General features: G+C 37.9%; 18 protein-coding genes. 9 read left to right on the top strand and 9 right to left on the bottom strand.

The window, feature by feature from the left end:
• Positions 1-41: 41 nt before the first annotated feature.
• The gene (locus AACV01_RS06920) at positions 42-1,610 is read right to left on the bottom strand and encodes a methyl-accepting chemotaxis protein (RefSeq protein WP_046334925.1); all 1,569 of its coding nucleotides are present in this window, start codon (positions 1,608-1,610) and stop codon (positions 42-44) included.
• 400 nt (positions 1,611-2,010) lie between these two features.
• On the opposite strand from AACV01_RS06920, the gene AACV01_RS06915 reads away from it, so the two are divergent.
• A complete protein-coding gene (locus AACV01_RS06915; protein ID WP_004245602.1) occupies positions 2,011-2,691 on the top strand; it encodes an HAD family hydrolase in 681 nt (226 codons plus the stop codon).
• Between the two features lie 96 nt (positions 2,692-2,787).
• Here the strand turns inward: AACV01_RS06915 and AACV01_RS06910 are convergent, their stop codons facing one another.
• From AACV01_RS06910 to AACV01_RS06885, 6 genes are all read right to left on the bottom strand, one after another.
• A complete protein-coding gene (locus AACV01_RS06910) occupies positions 2,788-3,363 on the bottom strand; it encodes a TerD family protein (protein WP_004245603.1) in 576 nt (191 codons plus the stop codon).
• A 76-nt stretch (positions 3,364-3,439) separates the two neighbouring features.
• Positions 3,440-4,018 carry a tellurium resistance membrane protein TerD gene (gene terD, locus AACV01_RS06905; protein ID WP_004249446.1) on the bottom strand — a complete coding sequence of 193 codons (579 nt, stop codon included), beginning with the start codon at positions 4,016-4,018 and terminating at the stop codon, positions 3,440-3,442.
• Between the two features lie 67 nt (positions 4,019-4,085).
• Entirely contained in the window at positions 4,086-5,111 is a 1,026-nt protein-coding gene (locus AACV01_RS06900; RefSeq protein WP_004245605.1) for a TerC/Alx family metal homeostasis membrane protein, read from the bottom strand.
• Positions 5,112-5,145: 34 nt separating this feature from the next.
• Positions 5,146-5,601: a tellurite resistance TerB family protein gene (locus tag AACV01_RS06895; RefSeq protein ID WP_004245607.1), complete on the bottom strand. Its 456-nt coding sequence runs from the start codon at positions 5,599-5,601 to the stop codon at positions 5,146-5,148.
• Positions 5,602-5,625: 24 nt separating this feature from the next.
• Positions 5,626-6,774, bottom strand: coding sequence for a TerD family protein (locus AACV01_RS06890; RefSeq protein ID WP_041701272.1), 1,149 nt, complete (start codon positions 6,772-6,774; stop codon positions 5,626-5,628).
• Positions 6,775-7,359 (bottom strand): TerD family protein, encoded by a 585-nt coding sequence (locus AACV01_RS06885; protein ID WP_004245609.1) that lies wholly within the window; start codon positions 7,357-7,359, stop codon positions 6,775-6,777.
• 392 nt (positions 7,360-7,751) lie between these two features.
• Here AACV01_RS06885 and AACV01_RS06880 point away from each other — a divergent pair, with 392 nt between their 5' ends.
• From AACV01_RS06880 to AACV01_RS06860, 5 genes are all read left to right on the top strand, one after another.
• Positions 7,752-8,897, top strand: coding sequence for a phosphoribosyltransferase domain-containing protein (locus AACV01_RS06880; protein ID WP_017827550.1), 1,146 nt, complete (start codon positions 7,752-7,754; stop codon positions 8,895-8,897).
• Positions 8,890-9,660, top strand: coding sequence for an HAD family hydrolase (locus AACV01_RS06875; RefSeq protein WP_161682617.1), 771 nt, complete (start codon positions 8,890-8,892; stop codon positions 9,658-9,660). The genes AACV01_RS06880 and AACV01_RS06875 overlap by 8 nt, the downstream gene beginning before the upstream one ends.
• A 2-nt stretch (positions 9,661-9,662) precedes the next feature.
• Entirely contained in the window at positions 9,663-10,739 is a 1,077-nt protein-coding gene (locus tag AACV01_RS06870; RefSeq protein ID WP_161682615.1) for a cysteine protease StiP family protein, read from the top strand.
• Positions 10,739-11,683: an HpcH/HpaI aldolase/citrate lyase family protein gene (locus tag AACV01_RS06865; protein ID WP_004245614.1), complete on the top strand. Its 945-nt coding sequence runs from the start codon at positions 10,739-10,741 to the stop codon at positions 11,681-11,683. Before AACV01_RS06870 ends, AACV01_RS06865 begins: the two co-directional genes overlap by 1 nt.
• Before the next feature lie 274 nt (positions 11,684-11,957).
• On the top strand, positions 11,958-12,425 hold the full coding sequence (locus AACV01_RS06860) for a hypothetical protein (protein WP_004245615.1): 468 nt from the start codon (positions 11,958-11,960) through the stop codon (positions 12,423-12,425).
• 174 nt (positions 12,426-12,599) lie between these two features.
• On the opposite strand, the gene AACV01_RS06855 is transcribed toward AACV01_RS06860, so the two are convergent.
• Complete coding sequence (locus AACV01_RS06855) at positions 12,600-13,313, bottom strand: NUDIX hydrolase (protein ID WP_012368340.1); 714 nt, start codon at positions 13,311-13,313, stop codon at positions 12,600-12,602.
• A gap of 150 nt (positions 13,314-13,463) precedes the next feature.
• Here AACV01_RS06855 and AACV01_RS06850 point away from each other — a divergent pair, with 150 nt between their 5' ends.
• Positions 13,464-14,480, top strand: coding sequence for an SPFH domain-containing protein (locus AACV01_RS06850; RefSeq protein WP_161682613.1), 1,017 nt, complete (start codon positions 13,464-13,466; stop codon positions 14,478-14,480).
• A 3-nt stretch (positions 14,481-14,483) separates the two neighbouring features.
• Positions 14,484-15,428 carry a sugar kinase gene (locus AACV01_RS06845; protein ID WP_004245619.1) on the top strand — a complete coding sequence of 315 codons (945 nt, stop codon included), beginning with the start codon at positions 14,484-14,486 and terminating at the stop codon, positions 15,426-15,428.
• Here the strand turns inward: AACV01_RS06845 and tetR(J) are convergent.
• Complete coding sequence (gene tetR(J), locus AACV01_RS06840) at positions 15,425-16,048, bottom strand: tetracycline resistance transcriptional repressor TetR(J) (protein WP_004249435.1); 624 nt, start codon at positions 16,046-16,048, stop codon at positions 15,425-15,427. The two genes, AACV01_RS06845 and tetR(J), sit on opposite strands and share 4 nt — an antisense overlap.
• Before the next feature lie 90 nt (positions 16,049-16,138).
• Here tetR(J) and tet(J) point away from each other — a divergent pair, with 90 nt between their 5' ends.
• Positions 16,139-17,335: a tetracycline efflux MFS transporter Tet(J) gene (tet(J), locus tag AACV01_RS06835; RefSeq protein WP_071425332.1), complete on the top strand. Its 1,197-nt coding sequence runs from the start codon at positions 16,139-16,141 to the stop codon at positions 17,333-17,335.
• Positions 17,336-17,509 lie beyond the last annotated feature (174 nt).

Raw genomic sequence — 17,509 nt, 5'->3', positions numbered from 1 at the left:
CCTCAGTGATAAAAGATGATGTTTTATACTATTATGGTAGTTTATTCTTGTTCATTGATTAACTCTTGTTTCTGCTCTGGCTCTTTTTCGAGATCGTCAATATTAAAGACTGCAACATTATCCATCAGTACTTGTGCTTTATCGTTTAACATCATGGTAGAAGAGGCGGCGAGATCGACCAAAGAGGCATTTTGTTGTACTACCGTATCCATTTGATTAATTGCTACTGCAATTTGTTCGACACCAAGACGTTGCTCTTCAGACGCTAAACTAATCCCTTGCATGATTTTGTTTACTTTTGAAATAGAAGAGACAATCTCTTGCATGCACTCACCGCTTTTATTCACTAAATTTGTACCATAGGTAACATCATTGATAGATGCTTTAAGAACTTGGCTAATCTCTTTTGCTGCTTCAGCACTTTTTGCGGCTAAGTTCCGTACCTCAGCGGCCACAACGGTAAACCCACGCCCTTGTTCGCCTGCTCTTGCTGCTTCTACGGCGGCATTTAAGGCCAAAATATTAGTTTGATTGGCTAATTTATTAATAACATCATTAATTTCCCCAACTTTCACTGCACCTTGTTCTATTTTCTTCATCGATAATACGGCTTCTTTCATGACATTAGCGCCATCCATAACAATGTCAGTAGATTGATTAATAATATTATTTGCTTCAATTGTGTTATCGGTATTGTTAGCAACGGCTATTTTGATCTGCTCCATACTGGCAGCGGTTTGTTGTAACGCACTGGATTGTTCTTCTGTACGAGATGAAAGCTCTTGATTACCAGAAGCAATTTTAAATGCGCCCCCTTTTATATCCATAGCCTCTTTTTTGACAGAAAAGATTGTCGAGGTTAATGCTTTTTGCATATCACTGACACGGGAAAAAAGTTTACCAAACTCATCATTTTTTACTTGTGGTACAGAAAAAACCAAGTCAGCATTACCTACTTTATTTAATATTTCAGACAATGTATTAAGATTAGAGACAAAAGTTTTATTGATCCACTGAAGCACAAAGTACAAAACAATTAATAAAATAATTAATGATATAATTGTTGAGTAGATAGAAAACTCAACCATTGAATCTTGTTTATGAGTAAGATAGATACTATTTTTATTTCTAGTCTGAATATACCTTTCAAATAATTGATCAAGATGTTCAAAATCTTGATCAAACTGATTAGATTTTATATCTATTGTCGATAATTTATTGGGTGCCAAAACTAATCTATCTATAAGACTATAAAATAACGTCGAAATATCATCAGCATCTTTTTGTGCAGCAACAGTCATTTTCTTCTCTTTAACCCATGTTTCCATGGTGTTTTTAGCCATAATAGCTAGCTTTTTATTTTGCTGAATAAGTTTATTACGATCTGCGACACGACTATCTTTGTCTTGTAATAAATAATTGACATTAGAACGCATAATAGCCAGTTGATAACGAGCCATCAAAACATCATCATAACGTGCAGATAAAACATCAACTTGAGTAAAATTGTTTTGCATTTTATAAATAAAAAATGAAGATAAGGCAGACGATAGAATAAAAATCAATAACAGTAAAGAAGAGCCTAATTTTACGGTTCGTTTAATACTCATGATAAAAATACCTATATGCGCATATCGATAAGATTTATTTTTTATCGACATAATGATATTTTTATTTAATTATTAGAGATAGCACTAGGTCATTGATTTTTATTTTAAATAAATTTTTATATCATAAACAAAATAAGTTATTTTTAATAACTACTATAATTATTGATATATTATAAAATAAAACAAACCAATTCTTTTAAAACACAACCCGTTATCAATTAGCACATTCTTCTTTATGCTCAATATCAATTTTCATTTTATATGACTAATATCATCAACGATTAAAAATAAAAACCTTATTTTTTCAATAAGATACTGATGATACTATCTCATTTTGAGAACAATGATATAATAGGCGCTTTACCTCATAAACTCTGATGATTTACGGAGCTCAATATTTATGCAACCACAATTTGAAAACGCAAAAAACACCGTAAAAACATTATCAGTGTTTGATTTTGATGGTACGTTAACCTATCACGATAGCTTTATCCCTTTTCTAAAGTTTGCCTTTGGGCGTCGTAAATTTGCTCGTCGTATTATCAAAATGGTATTCCCCACATTACGTTGTTTTAGACGTAAACTGACTCGTGATGAATTAAAAGAAGTGCTGATTAAAACTTTTTTAACCGATATCAAAGAAGAATGGCTCAAAGAAAAAGCCGAAGCCTTTTGTAAAGCTTACTGGACTAAGTTAATGCGTCCTGCAGGTTTATTAGCCGTTGCTGAAGAGATTAACCGTCATGCTGAAGTGACCATTTGTTCAGCTTCTCCAGCTATGGTGTTGCAACCTTTTGCGGATCGACTCGGTATAAAGTTAATAGGAACAACACTTGAAGTGGTTGATGGTGTGCTGACAGGAAAAATCATTGGCAATAACTGTCGTTGTGGCGAAAAAATCAAACGATTAGAGCGTGTCTATGGCGATCTTACTCAATACCACTTAAGGGCGTGGGGCGATTCACGTGGTGATCATGAATTACTCTATGCTGCACAAGATCCACATTGGCGCTATTTCCACACAGGAAGTAATAAGTCAAAAAAATCACCTATTAAAATAACGCTTAAAAAAGACTCATAAGTGATTATATAAAAATAAAGCGGGAAACGTATTTTCCCGCTTTATCCATAAACTAACTATTTATCTAGTCATCTTGGCGCTTTTATTAGCGAAAGATTAAATATTGACGCCATGTTGTGCGGCTAGTGCGCCTAAACCACCCGCAAAACCTTGGCCTACTGCTTTAAATTTCCAATCTGAACCATGACGATAGAGTTCACCAAAGATCATCGCCGTCTCCGTAGAGGCATCTTCAGAAAGATCAAAACGTGCAATTTCAGTGTTATTGTCGTTATTATAAACGCGCATAAAACTGTTGCTCACCATACCAAAGTTTTGTTTGCGGTTTTCAGCATCGTAAATAGTGACAGCAAAAACCAGTTTTTTCACTTCAGCAGGAACTTTGGATAAAGTGATTTTGACTTGTTCATCATCACCTTCGCCTTCTCCAGTACGATTATCGCCTTGGTGTTCAACACTACCACATTGGCTCACTTTATTATTAAAGAAGATAAAACTTGCATCTGAAAGCACTTTTCCATCTTCACCGACCATGAATACTGACGCATCTAAATCAAATTCAGCGCCATCTGTCACGCGGGCATCCCATCCTAAACCAACCATAGCCACCGTCATGGTTGGTGCTTCTTTAGTTAGCGAAACATTACCACCTTTAACAAGGGAAACAGCCATATCAAAGCTCCTACTGTGTTGAATAAACTGGCAATTAGGAATAACTGCCAGTAATTTGTGATTTCATAACATACGATTAAGAGGCGTTAATACCATATTGCGCACATACTGAGCCTAAGCCCCCTGCATATCCTTGGCCTACAGCACGGAATTTCCACTCACCGTTATGACGATATAACTCACCAAATAACATCGCCGTTTCCGTTGATGCATCTTCCGTTAAATCATAACGAGCAACTTCAATTTGGTTGTCATCATTAACTAAACGAATAAACGCACCAGATACCTGACCAAAGCTTTGACGACGCGCTTGCGCTTCATGGATAGTCACTACAAAGATAATTTTTTCGACATCACTGGGGATGGTATCTAGTTTGATTTTTAGTGCTTCATCATCACCATCACCTTCACCTGTTCGGTTATCACCAGTGTGAACAACAGAGCCGTCGGCAGATCTTAAGTTGTTATAAAAAATGAAATCGGCATCGCTACGTACTTTTCCATTAGCGGCTAACAGAAATGCAGATGCATCTAAGTCAAAATCTTGACCATCTGTAGAACGGGCATCCCAACCAAGTCCGACTAGGACGTTTTTCATCGTTGGGGCTGCTTTGCTTAAAGAAACATTACCACCTTTAGAAAGAGAAACGCTCATCTTCAACCTCTTCAATTTATGTTGCGATATTCTAATTTCCCAAGAATATCGGTTATCATTATTTACCTTATTTATTCTTTTTTTCTGGGAATACAAAACTTGCCAGAATACCCAGAGCAAGAACACCAAGCACTACGAATAGGCTGGTTGTCGCGGAAATGCTATATCCATGCTGCCAAATATGATCTGTTGCATTAAGCCCCAGCTTTACAGCAATAAAGAACAGCAATGCAATAACCGCTTTTTCAAGGTGAATCAGATACTGTTTTAATGCCTCTAACACAAAGTAGAGAGTACGTAAGCCCAAAATAGCGAACATCATTGCACTATAAACAATCAGTGGCTCACGACTAACGGCAATGATTGCAGGCACCGAATCGAAAGCAAACATCACATCAGAAAGCTCTACCACCGCCACACACAACATAAGCGGTGTCGCATATAACGCAGCTTTTGTACCTCGCCCGATAGTTATGTCTTTGTTTTCCGGTTTTGCTAACTCTACATCAACCTCTTTTTGTGTTAATAAGAAGGCATGTCCAGTAATTTTTGGCCATATAGGGAAAAATCGTTTTACTAGGCGATAAGCAAGATGCTGTGAATAGTCTTCAATTTCTTCACTATCATTCCCACTTCTCAGCATCATTACGGCTGTCCAAGCAACAATCAGAGCAAAGACTATCTCAACGTAAGGCCCTAAACTTAATAAGCCGGTACCAATAGCAACAAAGATCGCACGGAATACAATGGCACCAATGATCCCCCAATACAGAATGCGGTGACGGAAACGATCAGGAACCGCAAACCAAGAGAAAATCGCCATCATGACAAATAGGTTATCGACAGACAGTACTTTCTCTAATGCATAACCCGTCACGAATAAGCTTGCAACTTCTGCACCATGGTGGACGTATAAAAAACCCGCGAATGCCATGGCAACGACTACCCAGAATATTGACCAAAAAACAGCATTCTTTAACGTTATCGGCTTATCTGCACGATGCATAAATAAATCGATAAAAATAGCGCCTATCGCAAGTACAACAAAAACAATGACAGTTTCTGTCGGAAAACCAATATGTGTGGATACCATAATTATTCCTAAACGGTTCCCTATATAAAATTAATTACAAATCAAACTCTGCGGGCTCAAAGCCTAATGCAACGGCAATAGCACGCACCGCCTCTTTTTCGTCATTGTCAAAATCACCATCACTTTTCGCAACAGCAATACCGACACGGATCGCTAATTGTGCAGCTTCTGGCTGATCTTTCATTGCCAGAATATACTTCATCGTTTCACCTTTACCGACTTCAGTATCAAATTCAAAACTGCTAATTAGCTTATTAAAGAATTCGATCACCTCGGAGGTATCAAAGACTTTAAGCTCTTCTGATGCTTTTAAAAAACCGAGCATCTTCTGCTTTTCTTCAGAACTCACACCATCGCTGGCAATAGCGATACGAGCACAAACTGCGACCGTACCTTGCATAAATTTTTTGTTTTTAAAACGACTGACTTGCTTAGTTAACTCCGCTCGCCCGGAATTGAAACCTTCTTTTAATTTATTGAAAAAACTCATTTTTATTCTCCTTATTTCGTGTATTCACTTAGATCCAGCAGTCCAGCGAAATCCCCATCCGTAGGCATTATCCATATCGCGATGGCCTTTAAAAAATTCATTGAGACGTTCAACTTTGATTGATCCGTTTTCATTAATAAGTCGTGCGATGGCACACATAGCTCGACCATTATTACCATCCGTTAAACGTGTTTCGATAGGGGGTTGCTCGGGAACATGAATAGTGACCACACCATCTGTTTTACTCCAGTTAGGAACCCCTTCATAAATAAAAGTAAAAATAAGCACTTGCTTGATATTTTTCCATTCACGTCCATTGATAAAAATCCACTCGCCACCCGCTACATCACCAGTGCGATCATCACCTTGTAACTCAACATAAGGCATGCGATTAAAATCACCGAATCCATTTCCTAAGGCTTGGATCACTGACTTATAACCGTCTTGTAGTTCAACAAAGGCGCCAATATCTAAATCAATACCTTTGTTACCACCAAATAATCCACCTAATAACCCGGAGCCACCGCTTTTACTTTCTCGATGCCAATCGAGGTTAATGCGGATTTTGCCGAAATCATCCTTTTTAGTTAAGCTAATTGCAGGTTTCTCTTTAGTTAGCGAAACCTTGCTTAACTTCACTGAGCTCGGTGCTGGTGCTGGTGCTGGTGCTGGTTCAGGATCAGCAATATCAACACCAAAATATTCCGCCAATGGTTTTAATCCACCGTTAAATCCTTGCGCAATAAACCGAAATTTCCAGCTTCCATTGCGACGGTATAGCTCACCTAAAATTAATGCCGCTTCAGTGCGTCCATCGATATCAACATGGCCGTTCGCAACGACATTATTGTTAGCATCAACTTGAATAGACAAATGTTGTAGATGAGCAATGGTTTGTTGCCCTTCACAAGTTGCAGTAAAAGCAATTCTATCGACATCCGGTCGTAAGCGAGTTAAGTCAACCGTAAACGACGTGCTATTACCTGCTGTTGCATAAATAATAGTACGGTCATCATTAGTGGTTTGACCATAAAACACCATATCAGCATCACCGTTCACTTTTCCTGAGGCATAAAGCCTAAATGCAGATACATCAACAGGTGAGCCTGAGTGAATACGCACCATTAACGTTTGATCAGGTACGGATATATTTCCGCCAGGTGTTAGGGTCATTTATCGCACCACCGTCGCCAAAATATCTGGCATCATCTCGTCAATGACAAGCCCTTTACAAGGTGAGCCAAAAGCCGTGAAATCCCATTGTCCGTGATTACGTTGTAAAGCGGCAATCACGATCCCTGTATGAGCGCCTTGTTCCGTTAATTTGTAATGAGCAAGCTCTTTATTGGTTGTTTTATCGACAACTCGACAAAACGCATTTTCAACTTCATTAAAAGTCTGCCCACGGAAACTATTGACAGTGAAAACCAAATATTCAACCAATGAAGGAAGACGATTTAAATCAACAAAAATAGTTTCATCATCACCATCACCCTCTCCTGTTAAGTTATCTCCTGAGTGAATAACGGACTGACAAGTTGATTTTAGTTTACGAAACCAAATAGTATCGATTTGTTTACCATTTACATCGAGTAATACACAACTTGCATCTAAATCTATCGAATTATTACCACCAAAGAGTCCACCGAGAAATCCCTTTTTCTTAATAGGATCCCAGCCTAAACCAAACATTAAGTGACTCAGTGCAGGGGCTTGTTTACTGAGAGAGACTGTCTGATCCTTGCGTAATGAAACCATAATTAACTCCCTTCAAAGGTAGAATGAAACAACAATATCACTTGCATATAAATACAAATTATAAATCATCATATCATGATGAAGTAGTTCGGCAAGTCTATTTTTATCAACTTACTTCAAGAGATTGTAAACATATTGAAATAAAAGAAATTTTTATAGATAAACACAATTAAAACTTAAGTTAAAAACAAAAAATACCGCATTAACCTAATTATTTTAAATTAAAGTAAAATAGATCACATTATGATTGACATGATTAAATAGAAACTTCATGATGAGAAAACAGGTTTTAGCTTAAACATTCACAGTATGTGACGTTATGTTCAACACGGCTTAGCTTATACCCAGATAAATGCACTTAAAAAACTAATTAGTACGGATAATAAAGAATAATGAATAGTTTGATTGGCTCTTCTGTTTATCGTCGCCAACTCACTTGTGGCACATTAAGCGTAACGCCAAATTGCTCATTAGAACATCTTGATGAACTTTTTGATATTGCGGAAAGACGCAACCCTAAGCGCGCTTTTTTGTTTGTCAGTAAAGTATTAGGGCGCCATATTCCTGTTTCACCTAAGAAAATGCGTGAAACTTATCAACAAATGGCCAAACAATTTCCTCAATCACTCGAAGGCCCTATTCTTTTTATTGGTATGGCAGAAACTGCGGTCGGTTTAGGTGCGGGAATTTTTGATGAAGTAAGAGATCGCTATCCTCAAGCCCTCTACCTTACTTCAACGCGCCATCCTATTGCTGATGGTGAATTATTCTGTAAATTTAAAGAAAATCACAGCCATGCAACTGATCACCTACTTTATTTGCCTCATAACCTAGAACAACGCCAATGGATCCAGCAAGCGAAAACCATTGTGTTAATTGATGATGAAGCAACCACAGGTAACACCTTTCTTAACTTGCTGTCTGCATTACGTGAAGAAGGCAAGTTAACACAAATTAAGCAGATTATTGCTGTCACATTAACCGATTGGAGTGGTGATGCTCTGCAAAAGCGTTCACCATTACCCATAACAACCTTCTCTTTAGTGCAGGGAAAATGGCAATGGCAAGCCAATCCCGATGCACCATTACCTGTTATGCCAAATGTCAATATTACTGCTTCAGGACAGGTTGCTATCACAGGGAAACAAAGCTGGGGACGCTTAGGCATGACAACCCCTGCTAATGATCTTGGCCTATTTATTCATGTTTCTGAGGGTGAAAAAATATTGGTTTTAGGCTCTGGTGAATTTGTCTGGGAACCCTTTTTATTAGCAGAACGCTTAGAAAAACAAGGGGCTATTGTAAAATATAGCTCGACGACTCGCTCACCTATTGCCACTAATTTTGCTATCCAATCAGCGATAACTTTTACTGACAATTACGGATTAGGCATTCCTAACTTTGTCTATAACGTGGCTCATCAGCAATTTGATCGCATTCTGCTTTGTTGTGAAACCCCTGCCGAAAGTATTGATAGTCAACTTATTGAAGCTCTCTATAAAGTTGCCCCTATTGTTGAAGTAATTAGCTATGACTAACCCCGTTATTTTAGCCGATCTTGACGATACCTTATTTCAAACTCGTCGCAAAATGGTAGATGAGTTAGCGCTTGCCCCCTATAAAACTGGTGCGTTGGATAGAAATTTAACGCCACGTAGCTTTATGACTCAAGAGCAAGCTATGCTGGTTGATTGGATGCTAGAACATGCTGATTTAATTCCAGTCACAGCACGTGGAACGGAAGAAATGAGCCGTGTCACTATTCCTTTTCATTCATGGGCTATTACCACACACGGTGCTGTTGTCTTAACCCCAGAAAAAGTCACAGATGAACAATGGCAACACCATATCACACAAAGCTTAACACCTTATAAGCAACCTTTACTTAGGTTACAGCAATCTATTACCCAATTAATGGCTGAACGTAATATTGATGCTTGGGCGAGAATTAACTATGAATATGATGATTTACCCATTTATTTAGTGATGAAGCATAACGACAGCGCTCGATTAGATGAGCTATATGCTATCGGTGATGAGATAGAAAAAATATTCTCAACCAAAGGTTTTTATATTCATCGTAACAGTAACAATATTGCTTGGTTACCTGAGCCAATTGAAAAAGGTAAAGCCGTCACTTATTTGCTTAATAAATTAAAAGCAGAACGTGGCGTTTTTCCTGTGATTGGTTTCGGCGATAGCCTAAGTGATCATCGCTTTATGAAATTATGCAATTGGTATGCTATCCCCCGCCAAAGCCAATTCGCGAATGCGATCAACACAAAAATTTTTGGAGAATAAACATGATGGATCATCAACCTTTTTCAGGCTCTTATCTACTGGGTGATGTTGATTTTTTACTGCAACCCGTCAAGATTGAAATGACACCTGTTGAGTTAAAAGAAGAACTTATACAGTCTGGTAAACGTCACTATTCTGATATGTTAAGCCAAGAGCCAGAACCCACAACCTGGCATCTTGAACTGTTTGAAAAAGCACTGGCTGCTGGCGCAACACGTTTAGCAACACAAGTAATTATGCTAGCAAAATCACTTATTGCGCATTTTGGTGACACCCCTATTATTCTGACAAGTCTTGTGCGTGCGGGTGTTCCACTTGGCGTGATGTTACAACAGACCTTGCGCAAAATGGGAAAAACGTCTTATCACTATGGTATTAGCATTATTCGTGATAGAGGTATTGATAACGAAGCGCTTTCATGGATTGAGCAACGCCATCGGACAGAAGGTATTGTATTTGTTGATGGGTGGACAGGAAAAGGCGCTATCACAAATGAGTTAATTCGTTCATTGGCGGGACGTGAAGGTTTTCCTGCACAACCCCATCTTGTCGTCCTTGCTGATCCTTGTGGTTGCGCTTGGTTAAGTGCCAGTGATGAAGATTGGCTAATCCCTTTTGGGATTATGGGAGCGCCCGTTTCAGGATTAATTTCACGTTCAATTTGGACAGAGCAAGGCTTCCATGGTTTTGTCGATTGCCAACATTTAAAACAATATGAATGTAGTCGCTATCTTGTTGATAAAGTCGGAAAAATAGTTGACGCCTTAATAGATAACGATATTCCACTCGCCACATTTAAACATCAACCGTCAGACTTAAAAAAACTGAGCGAAAATGTCGTTAGTTTACTTGCCAACAAATATGACATTTCAAATATCAATCGTATAAAACCCGGTATTGCTGAAGCAACTCGCGCCGTTTTACGCCGTGTACCTGAGCATATTCTGGTAAAAGAAATTGCAGATCCTGATGTTGCATTACTGATTTATCTTGCTAAACAAAAAAATATTACTGTAACCGAGGCAGGTAAAGCATTAGGACAATATCGTGCCGTTACTATCATTAAAAAGGTGCAATAATGATTGAACGATTATCCCCTTGGAATTTAGGGGCAACGCTGTATATGCCCGCAACACGAACCGATATCGCCGCAACAATTATTGATCAAAAAATTGATGGATTACGTTCATTAATTATTTGTTTAGAAGATGCCGTCAGTGATACTGATATTCCACAAGCATTACAAAATCTAGCAACATTATTAACCACATTATCAGACTATAAAAAGCATCATGATTGTACTGAATGGCCGTTGCTATTTATACGCCCCCGCCATACAGAAATGGCGCAATGGCTGGTTGAGCATGTAGATTTAACCGTGATTGACGGCTTAGTATTACCTAAATTTACCCAAGCTTCATTACCCCTTTGGTGGCGTATCATCAAACCCACCCATTTATGTATGATGCCAACATTGGAAACAGAAGAAGTGTTCGACGTTCTTCAAATGACCTCACTGGCAGACTTGCTACTAGCCCACCCTTGCCATAAGAGAATTATTGCCTTACGTATCGGTGGAAATGATTTAATGAATGTTATTTCTCTTAGACGTAATCGCCATTTAACACTCTATGATGGACCTATGGGATACGTGATAAAAATGTTGGTTGCTGTATTTGGTGCTCGTCAGTTTGCGCTTACCGCTCCTGTTTGTGAGCATATTGATGATCAACAAATTATGGATAGAGAATTAGCCCTCGATATTGCCAATGGTTTAGTGGGTAAAACCGCTATTCATCCCAAGCAGATAGACAAAATAGAACAGGCATTAATGGTATCTCAGTCTGATCATTCCGATGCGTTGCGCATCTTAAATTCAACACAAGCCGTATTTAAATCTCATGGTGCCATGTGTGAACCGGCAACACATCGCCGTTGGGCATTGAGTATTTTAACTAGAGCAAAACTGTATGGCATTATTCCCAATTCAAAAAATAGTGTTCAACGATTTAATACACCATAAGTTTAAATATTCGTTTTTATATTTACTATAAGCATTTTTTTATTTATTAATATTTTAAACTTAGTCTCTAGTTGAAGAATAATATCTTTAACTAGAACTTCTATTTATAAAACTTTAACATATTATTTAACAATATTTTTATTTCGGTTGTTATTTTATAAAATCTTTAATATTTGACATTATTTCAGATATACTTGTAGAAAAATAATACAGACACAATAAAAGCTGGGTCTAATTTCTTAACACACAATTGACAGATACGTGGTAACCAAACATGCAATTGAGCTCTCGCCAAATCAGAGTTTTTAAGCTGGCTATACTTTTAAGTACAGGGAAAAAAGTCCCCACGATTAAGATTATTTCTGCTCTTGAATGCTCGGAGCCAACGCTCACCCGTGTTTTAAAAGAAATAAGAGAGTCTTATAGTGCTGAAATTAAGTACAGTAAATCATCCAGATCGTATCAAATGACTGAACGAGGTCAGCTTGATAATAAAACATTACGTCGTATGCGAGAGGCATTATCTTCGAATGAAGAACTACAACATAGTGGCACAACGAGTCGTGTTTATTTAGATAAAGATAAGAAAAAATCAGTATCACTATCTTTAAAAATGTCAGCACTACGGAAAATAGATAAACTTTCGTTTTTAAGAAGTACAACCCGAAGTCAGACGGTTGAGTTTCTTGTTGATAATTATGTAGAACATTTAATTCAAGTTGCTCTCCAAGATAAAAAATAAATAGGGTAATTATATGAAATAACTTGGTATTTAATATCGAGTTATTTCATTGATATTTTTCAATAATCCTGTACGGATAATTGTCATTCCCCCTAATGGTAAAATAATGTTTATATATTATTTATTTTATTCATTTAAGAAGAGCGTAGCGATTTTAAAAAAATACTCTACATATTAAAATTCAAGATTACGAATAAAACGATAATCCGCAGACGACTTCTTAAGTCGATAGAGACTAGCAGGGCGTCCCTTCTCAGCACGTTTTTCTCCGGTATCAATTAATAAGTCGGCTTGTTCAATCCGTCGTCTAAAAGATTTTTTCTGGATCTCTTTACCTATCAATATCTCATGCACATGCTGTAATTCAGGCAAAGTAAACACTTCAGGTAACGCAAATCCCGGCACAATAGAATAAAGCGATTTTTGCTTTAATCGCTCTCTCGCTTGCGCAATCAGTTCATTATGATCAAATGCCAAATTTTTCTGTGCTACTTCATCAATAGGTAACCACATCACATGATCCACACTATCAATATGCGCTTTACATGCTTGGTGAGCAATTAACGCCGTGTAACATACAGTAACAGACCAACCTCTTACATCGCGCTGATTATTTCCCACTGAGCAGAGTTGTTCAATGTACGGCGGGATCACCCCTGTTTTCTCTTTTAATTTTCTGAGCACAGTATCTTCTAGACAGTTGTCTTGTGTTTCATCAACAAAGCCACCAGGTAATCCCCATTTTCCTTTTTCAGGATGATTAGCTCTTTCCACCAAGAGCACTTTTAACTGCCCTTCATGGTAAGTGAATAGTACTGAATCAACAGTAATAAGCGGCGATAAAAAATCACGGCGATTGTAATTTGCTAAAAAATTTTGTTCGTTCATGGTCTGCACTTTGTAAAAAGATAATGAGTTTATTTTAATGTTAAACACATGAAAATCAAATTTTGTCATAAAGACACTAAATGACTTGACACAAATAGTGTCCATAAGACAATATATTTAATGTCATAAGGACACTAACTGGAGAAGACTATGTTTAACTTAAATTATTTCAAAGCAGACTCATCAACATTTATTATTAAATCGGTCAACGGGAAAGTGCGCCAACAAGGTAAAGGCTTAAGTTTTTGGTATAATTCGGCGACAACATCTATTGCAGCACTGCCGTTAAATGCACAAGAAGCCCCTTTTATCTTTAACTTCCAAACTGCTGATTTTCAGGCACTACGTATTCAAGGACAAATTTCATTCCAAGTCACATCACCTGAAAAAACCGCTGAAGTCCTCAACTTTAATTTAAGTAAGAATGGCAAATCTTACGCCAGTGAAGATCCCCTAAAGCTCAACGATCGCGTGGTGCGTATTGCTCAAACCCTGATCCAAGCCAAGATCCAAAGCACCCCTTTACGAGAAGCACTACAACTTAGCCAATCCTTGGTTACTTTAGTGATGAAACAACTTACTGAACACCCTTCATTAGAGGCCTTAGGTATTACTATTTTAGATGTTTCTATTGCGGCCATCTCACCCTCTCCCGAAACGCTTAAAGCATTAGAAGCTGAGGCGCGGGAATCCTTACTCAAAGAGGCTGATGATGCAATTTATGCACGTCGTAAATTCTCAGTAGAGCAAGAGCGCACCATTAAAGAAGCTGAATTAGAAACAGACTTATCTATACAGCGTAAACGACAAGAAATTGAAGAAGCTCGTTTAGAAAATGAACGTACCCTATTACGTGAACAAGCCGAAATAGAAAAAGAGCGTCTTGAAGCCAAAGTCAATGCCGAAGCAAAACGTAAAGAATTAGTCGCGTTAAGTGCGGAAAATCAACGCATACAATCTGATGCTGATGCTTATGCAATTGAAGCAACTATGCGAGCTTACCGTGAGTTGCCCGTTGAAAATCTCAAAGCAATGGCTCTAGCAAAAATGGACTCACAACAATTAATGGCAATGGCATTTGAAACTTTAGCGCTTAATTCAGGAAAAATTGGTGAATTAAATATTACTCCTGATTTATTTAGCCAATTTATGAAAGAAAGAGGATAACCTATGAAAAATAATACCGATTTTCGTTTCATATTAGTGATGCGAAAAAGTCGCTTACAAGAATTAATTGAGCGTTTTAACACTTGGTCACAAGCCAAATTCTATTTAGAACATAACCATGTTGAGGTAACAGATTATCTTAATGAACATAATCTCTATCAAAAACAACTCACAGAAGCTGAGCTTATTTTAAAATCATTTGGGCGTTTTCAGCTCTTGGAAAGAGGATTATTGCCTAGTTATCAATTTTCCTCTCATGATATTGTAGTGGTAATAGGTCAAGATGGCCTCGTCGCTAATACTCTGAAATATCTTAATCAACAACCCGTTATTGCTATCAATCCAGATCCTTCAAGATGGGATGGTAAGCTCTTGCCCTTTGAAATAGGGCAATTGAAAGAGATTATAATTAATACAATAAATCACAAAATGCCTTTTAATTCGGTCACTTTTGCACAAGCAAAAACCAATGATGGTCAATCACTGTTAGCGGTTAATGACTTATTTATTGGCCCTAAAAGCCACACTTCCGCACGTTATATCTTACAATGGGGAGACTCTCAAGAAGTGCAATCCTCATCAGGCATTATTGTATCAACGGGACTTGGCTCTACAGGGTGGTTTCAATCTATTCTTGCTGGAGCCATGGCCATCACCGGAAAAGCATCACACCCTCTTTTACAAGGGTTTAGCTGGAGTGATAAAAAATTACAATTTAGTGTAAGAGAGCCATTTCCTAGTAGAACAACAGGCACCGCTTTAACTTTTGGCACGATTGAGCCGGACTCTCCATTGCAATTAGGATCTTTAATGCCCGAAAATGGTGTTATTTTCTCAGACGGCATTGAAGAGGATTATTTACATTTTAATGCTGGCTGTATTGTGCAAATCAATATCGCAGATAGACAAGGGCAACTCATCGCCCCTAAGGGGCGTCAGCCTATTTAATGATGATTATTTAGCACTGTTTCTAGCCCTGAAATCATCACATCGAGCACAAAAAGGAATGCAGCTTCACCATTATCACTATCCATAATATCAATAGCTTGTGTTAATAATGGTGGGTAGTTTATCTCTGTTTTTGGCACTTTTTCTCGCTCTTTTTGGCTCTCTTGATGTTCTTGGGTTTCAAGCACTGAACCAAGTGTAAAATGCGCGATGGAACTTAATGCATAAACAGCTTGCGTTAACGTAAAGCCAGCATCGCACAAAAATTGCAATTGTTGCTCTGATGTCTCAAATTGATTGGCTGATGGTCGTGTGCCTGCATGGATCTTTCCACCATCACGATACATTAATAGCGCCTGACGAAAACTTTTTGCGTTATTACGCAAAAAATCCTGCCAACTTTCATTCGCTAATGGCAAAACATGATGATGATGCTTTTGTAAAATAGTCTCAGCTAAAGCATCTAATAACGCACGTTTATTCTTTACATGCCAATAAAGTGTCGGTTGCTCTACCCCTAATTTTTGCGCCAACTTACGTGTTGTTAACCCTTCCATACCGACTTCATTTAATAAAATCAATGCGTTATCAATAACCTGTTCTTTATCTAATTTTGCCATTTGCGTCCTCATAATAAAATATTCTTGACAATCTATCATTGATAGAGATATTTTTCACCTCTCTATCAGTGATAGATTTTTAGGATATTTATGAATAAATCAATTATTATCATACTGCTTGTCACAGTATTAGATGCCATTGGTATTGGCCTTATCATGCCAGTACTACCAACACTATTAAACGAGTTTGTGAGCGAAAACAGACTCGCCAATCATTACGGTATATTATTAGCACTCTATGCGACGATGCAGGTGATCTTCGCACCTATTTTAGGAAAATTATCAGATAAATATGGCAGAAAACCTATTTTATTATTTTCGCTATTGGGTGCGGCATTAGATTACCTATTAATGGCTTGCTCTACCTCATTATGGATGCTCTACATTGGACGCATTATTGCGGGTATAACAGGAGCCACTGGTGCAGTATGCGCATCAGCAATGACTGATGTTACTCATCCTCATGAAAGAACACGCTATTTCGGTTTTTTGGGTGGTGCATTTGGTGTGGGTTTAATTATTGGCCCCATGTTAGGGGGATTACTCGGTGAGATCAGCGCCCATACGCCATTTATCTTTGCGGCTATTTCTCATTCGTTATTATTTATATTTTCATTACTTTGTTTCCAAGAAACTCAAACCACAAAAATATCGACTGAAATATCCGTATTAAATCAGGATACAGCGCCTCACTCTGCCACTGGTTTTATTAAAAAGAGTCTCTGTTTTTGGCTTATTGCCTATTTTATTATTCAACTAATAGGGCAAATTCCGGCCACCATTTGGGTGCTATTCACACAAGTGCGTTTCGCTTGGCACACTACTGAAGTAGGTTTATCTCTTGCATTTCTTGGTGTATTACATATTTTTTTTCAAGCGGTTCTCGCAGGAAAACTGGCGCAAAAATGGGGAGAACGCAACACGGTTATCATTAGCATGTCAATTGATGCATTTGGTTGCTTATTATTAGCCTGGATAAGCCATGTTTGGGTTATGCTCCCCGCTTTAATCTGTTTAGCTGCGGGAGGAATGGGACAACCTGCTTTACAAGGATATTTATCAAAATCTGTTGATCATCATGTTCAAGGACAGTTACAAGGAACGTTAGTCAGTCTAACGAATATAACTGGGATTGTTGGCCCGTTACTCTTCTCTTTTATTTATAGTTACAGCGTTGAATATTGGGATGGCTTATTGTGGTTTATTGGTGCAATGCTTTACAGTGGGTTACTTGTAGCCAGTTATTTTAAACAGAAATCACCAATATTAAAAAAATTTCCCTCATAACATACTTGTCATTAAACAGGTTGAAGATCAAGACTGGCTTCCTTGCAGACTTGATCTTCATTTATCGTGATAAACGTTCCTTGTCTCCACGTCACGCAGTCTCGATACTCATCTTGAGCAACCCAATTTACGCTACTTGCAATCCATACCAATCAATAGCGCTATTGGATATCA

Source organism: Proteus sp. G2609, from assembly GCF_963896135.1.
Taxonomy (GTDB): Bacteria; Pseudomonadota; Gammaproteobacteria; order Enterobacterales; family Enterobacteriaceae; genus Proteus; species Proteus mirabilis.
Note: the sequence above shows the minus strand (reverse complement) of the source record. Positions and strands in the feature narration are given on the sequence as shown.

Bases quoted from the DNA above. Each gene is read 5' to 3' on its own strand.
- AACV01_RS06890 (WP_041701272.1), bottom strand. From the start codon at position 6,774: ATGACCCTAACACCTGGCGGAAATATATCCGTACCTGATCAAACGTTA.
- AACV01_RS06845 (WP_004245619.1), top strand. From the start codon at position 14,484: ATGAAAAATAATACCGATTTTCGTTTCATATTAGTGATGCGAAAAAGT.
- AACV01_RS06850 (WP_161682613.1), top strand. From the start codon at position 13,464: ATGTTTAACTTAAATTATTTCAAAGCAGACTCATCAACATTTATTATT.
- AACV01_RS06895 (WP_004245607.1), bottom strand. From the start codon at position 5,601: ATGAGTTTTTTCAATAAATTAAAAGAAGGTTTCAATTCCGGGCGAGCG.
- AACV01_RS06885 (WP_004245609.1), bottom strand. From the start codon at position 7,359: ATGGTTTCATTACGCAAGGATCAGACAGTCTCTCTCAGTAAACAAGCC.
- AACV01_RS06870 (WP_161682615.1), top strand. From the start codon at position 9,663: ATGATGGATCATCAACCTTTTTCAGGCTCTTATCTACTGGGTGATGTT.
- AACV01_RS06860 (WP_004245615.1), top strand. From the start codon at position 11,958: ATGCAATTGAGCTCTCGCCAAATCAGAGTTTTTAAGCTGGCTATACTT.
- AACV01_RS06910 (WP_004245603.1), bottom strand. From the start codon at position 3,363: ATGGCTGTTTCCCTTGTTAAAGGTGGTAATGTTTCGCTAACTAAAGAA.
- AACV01_RS06900 (WP_004245605.1), bottom strand. From the start codon at position 5,111: ATGGTATCCACACATATTGGTTTTCCGACAGAAACTGTCATTGTTTTT.
- AACV01_RS06875 (WP_161682617.1), top strand. From the start codon at position 8,890: ATGACTAACCCCGTTATTTTAGCCGATCTTGACGATACCTTATTTCAA.
- AACV01_RS06865 (WP_004245614.1), top strand. From the start codon at position 10,739: ATGATTGAACGATTATCCCCTTGGAATTTAGGGGCAACGCTGTATATG.
- AACV01_RS06915 (WP_004245602.1), top strand. From the start codon at position 2,011: ATGCAACCACAATTTGAAAACGCAAAAAACACCGTAAAAACATTATCA.
- AACV01_RS06880 (WP_017827550.1), top strand. From the start codon at position 7,752: ATGAATAGTTTGATTGGCTCTTCTGTTTATCGTCGCCAACTCACTTGT.
- AACV01_RS06920 (WP_046334925.1), bottom strand. From the start codon at position 1,610: ATGAGTATTAAACGAACCGTAAAATTAGGCTCTTCTTTACTGTTATTG.
- terD (WP_004249446.1), bottom strand. From the start codon at position 4,018: ATGAGCGTTTCTCTTTCTAAAGGTGGTAATGTTTCTTTAAGCAAAGCA.
- AACV01_RS06855 (WP_012368340.1), bottom strand. From the start codon at position 13,313: ATGAACGAACAAAATTTTTTAGCAAATTACAATCGCCGTGATTTTTTA.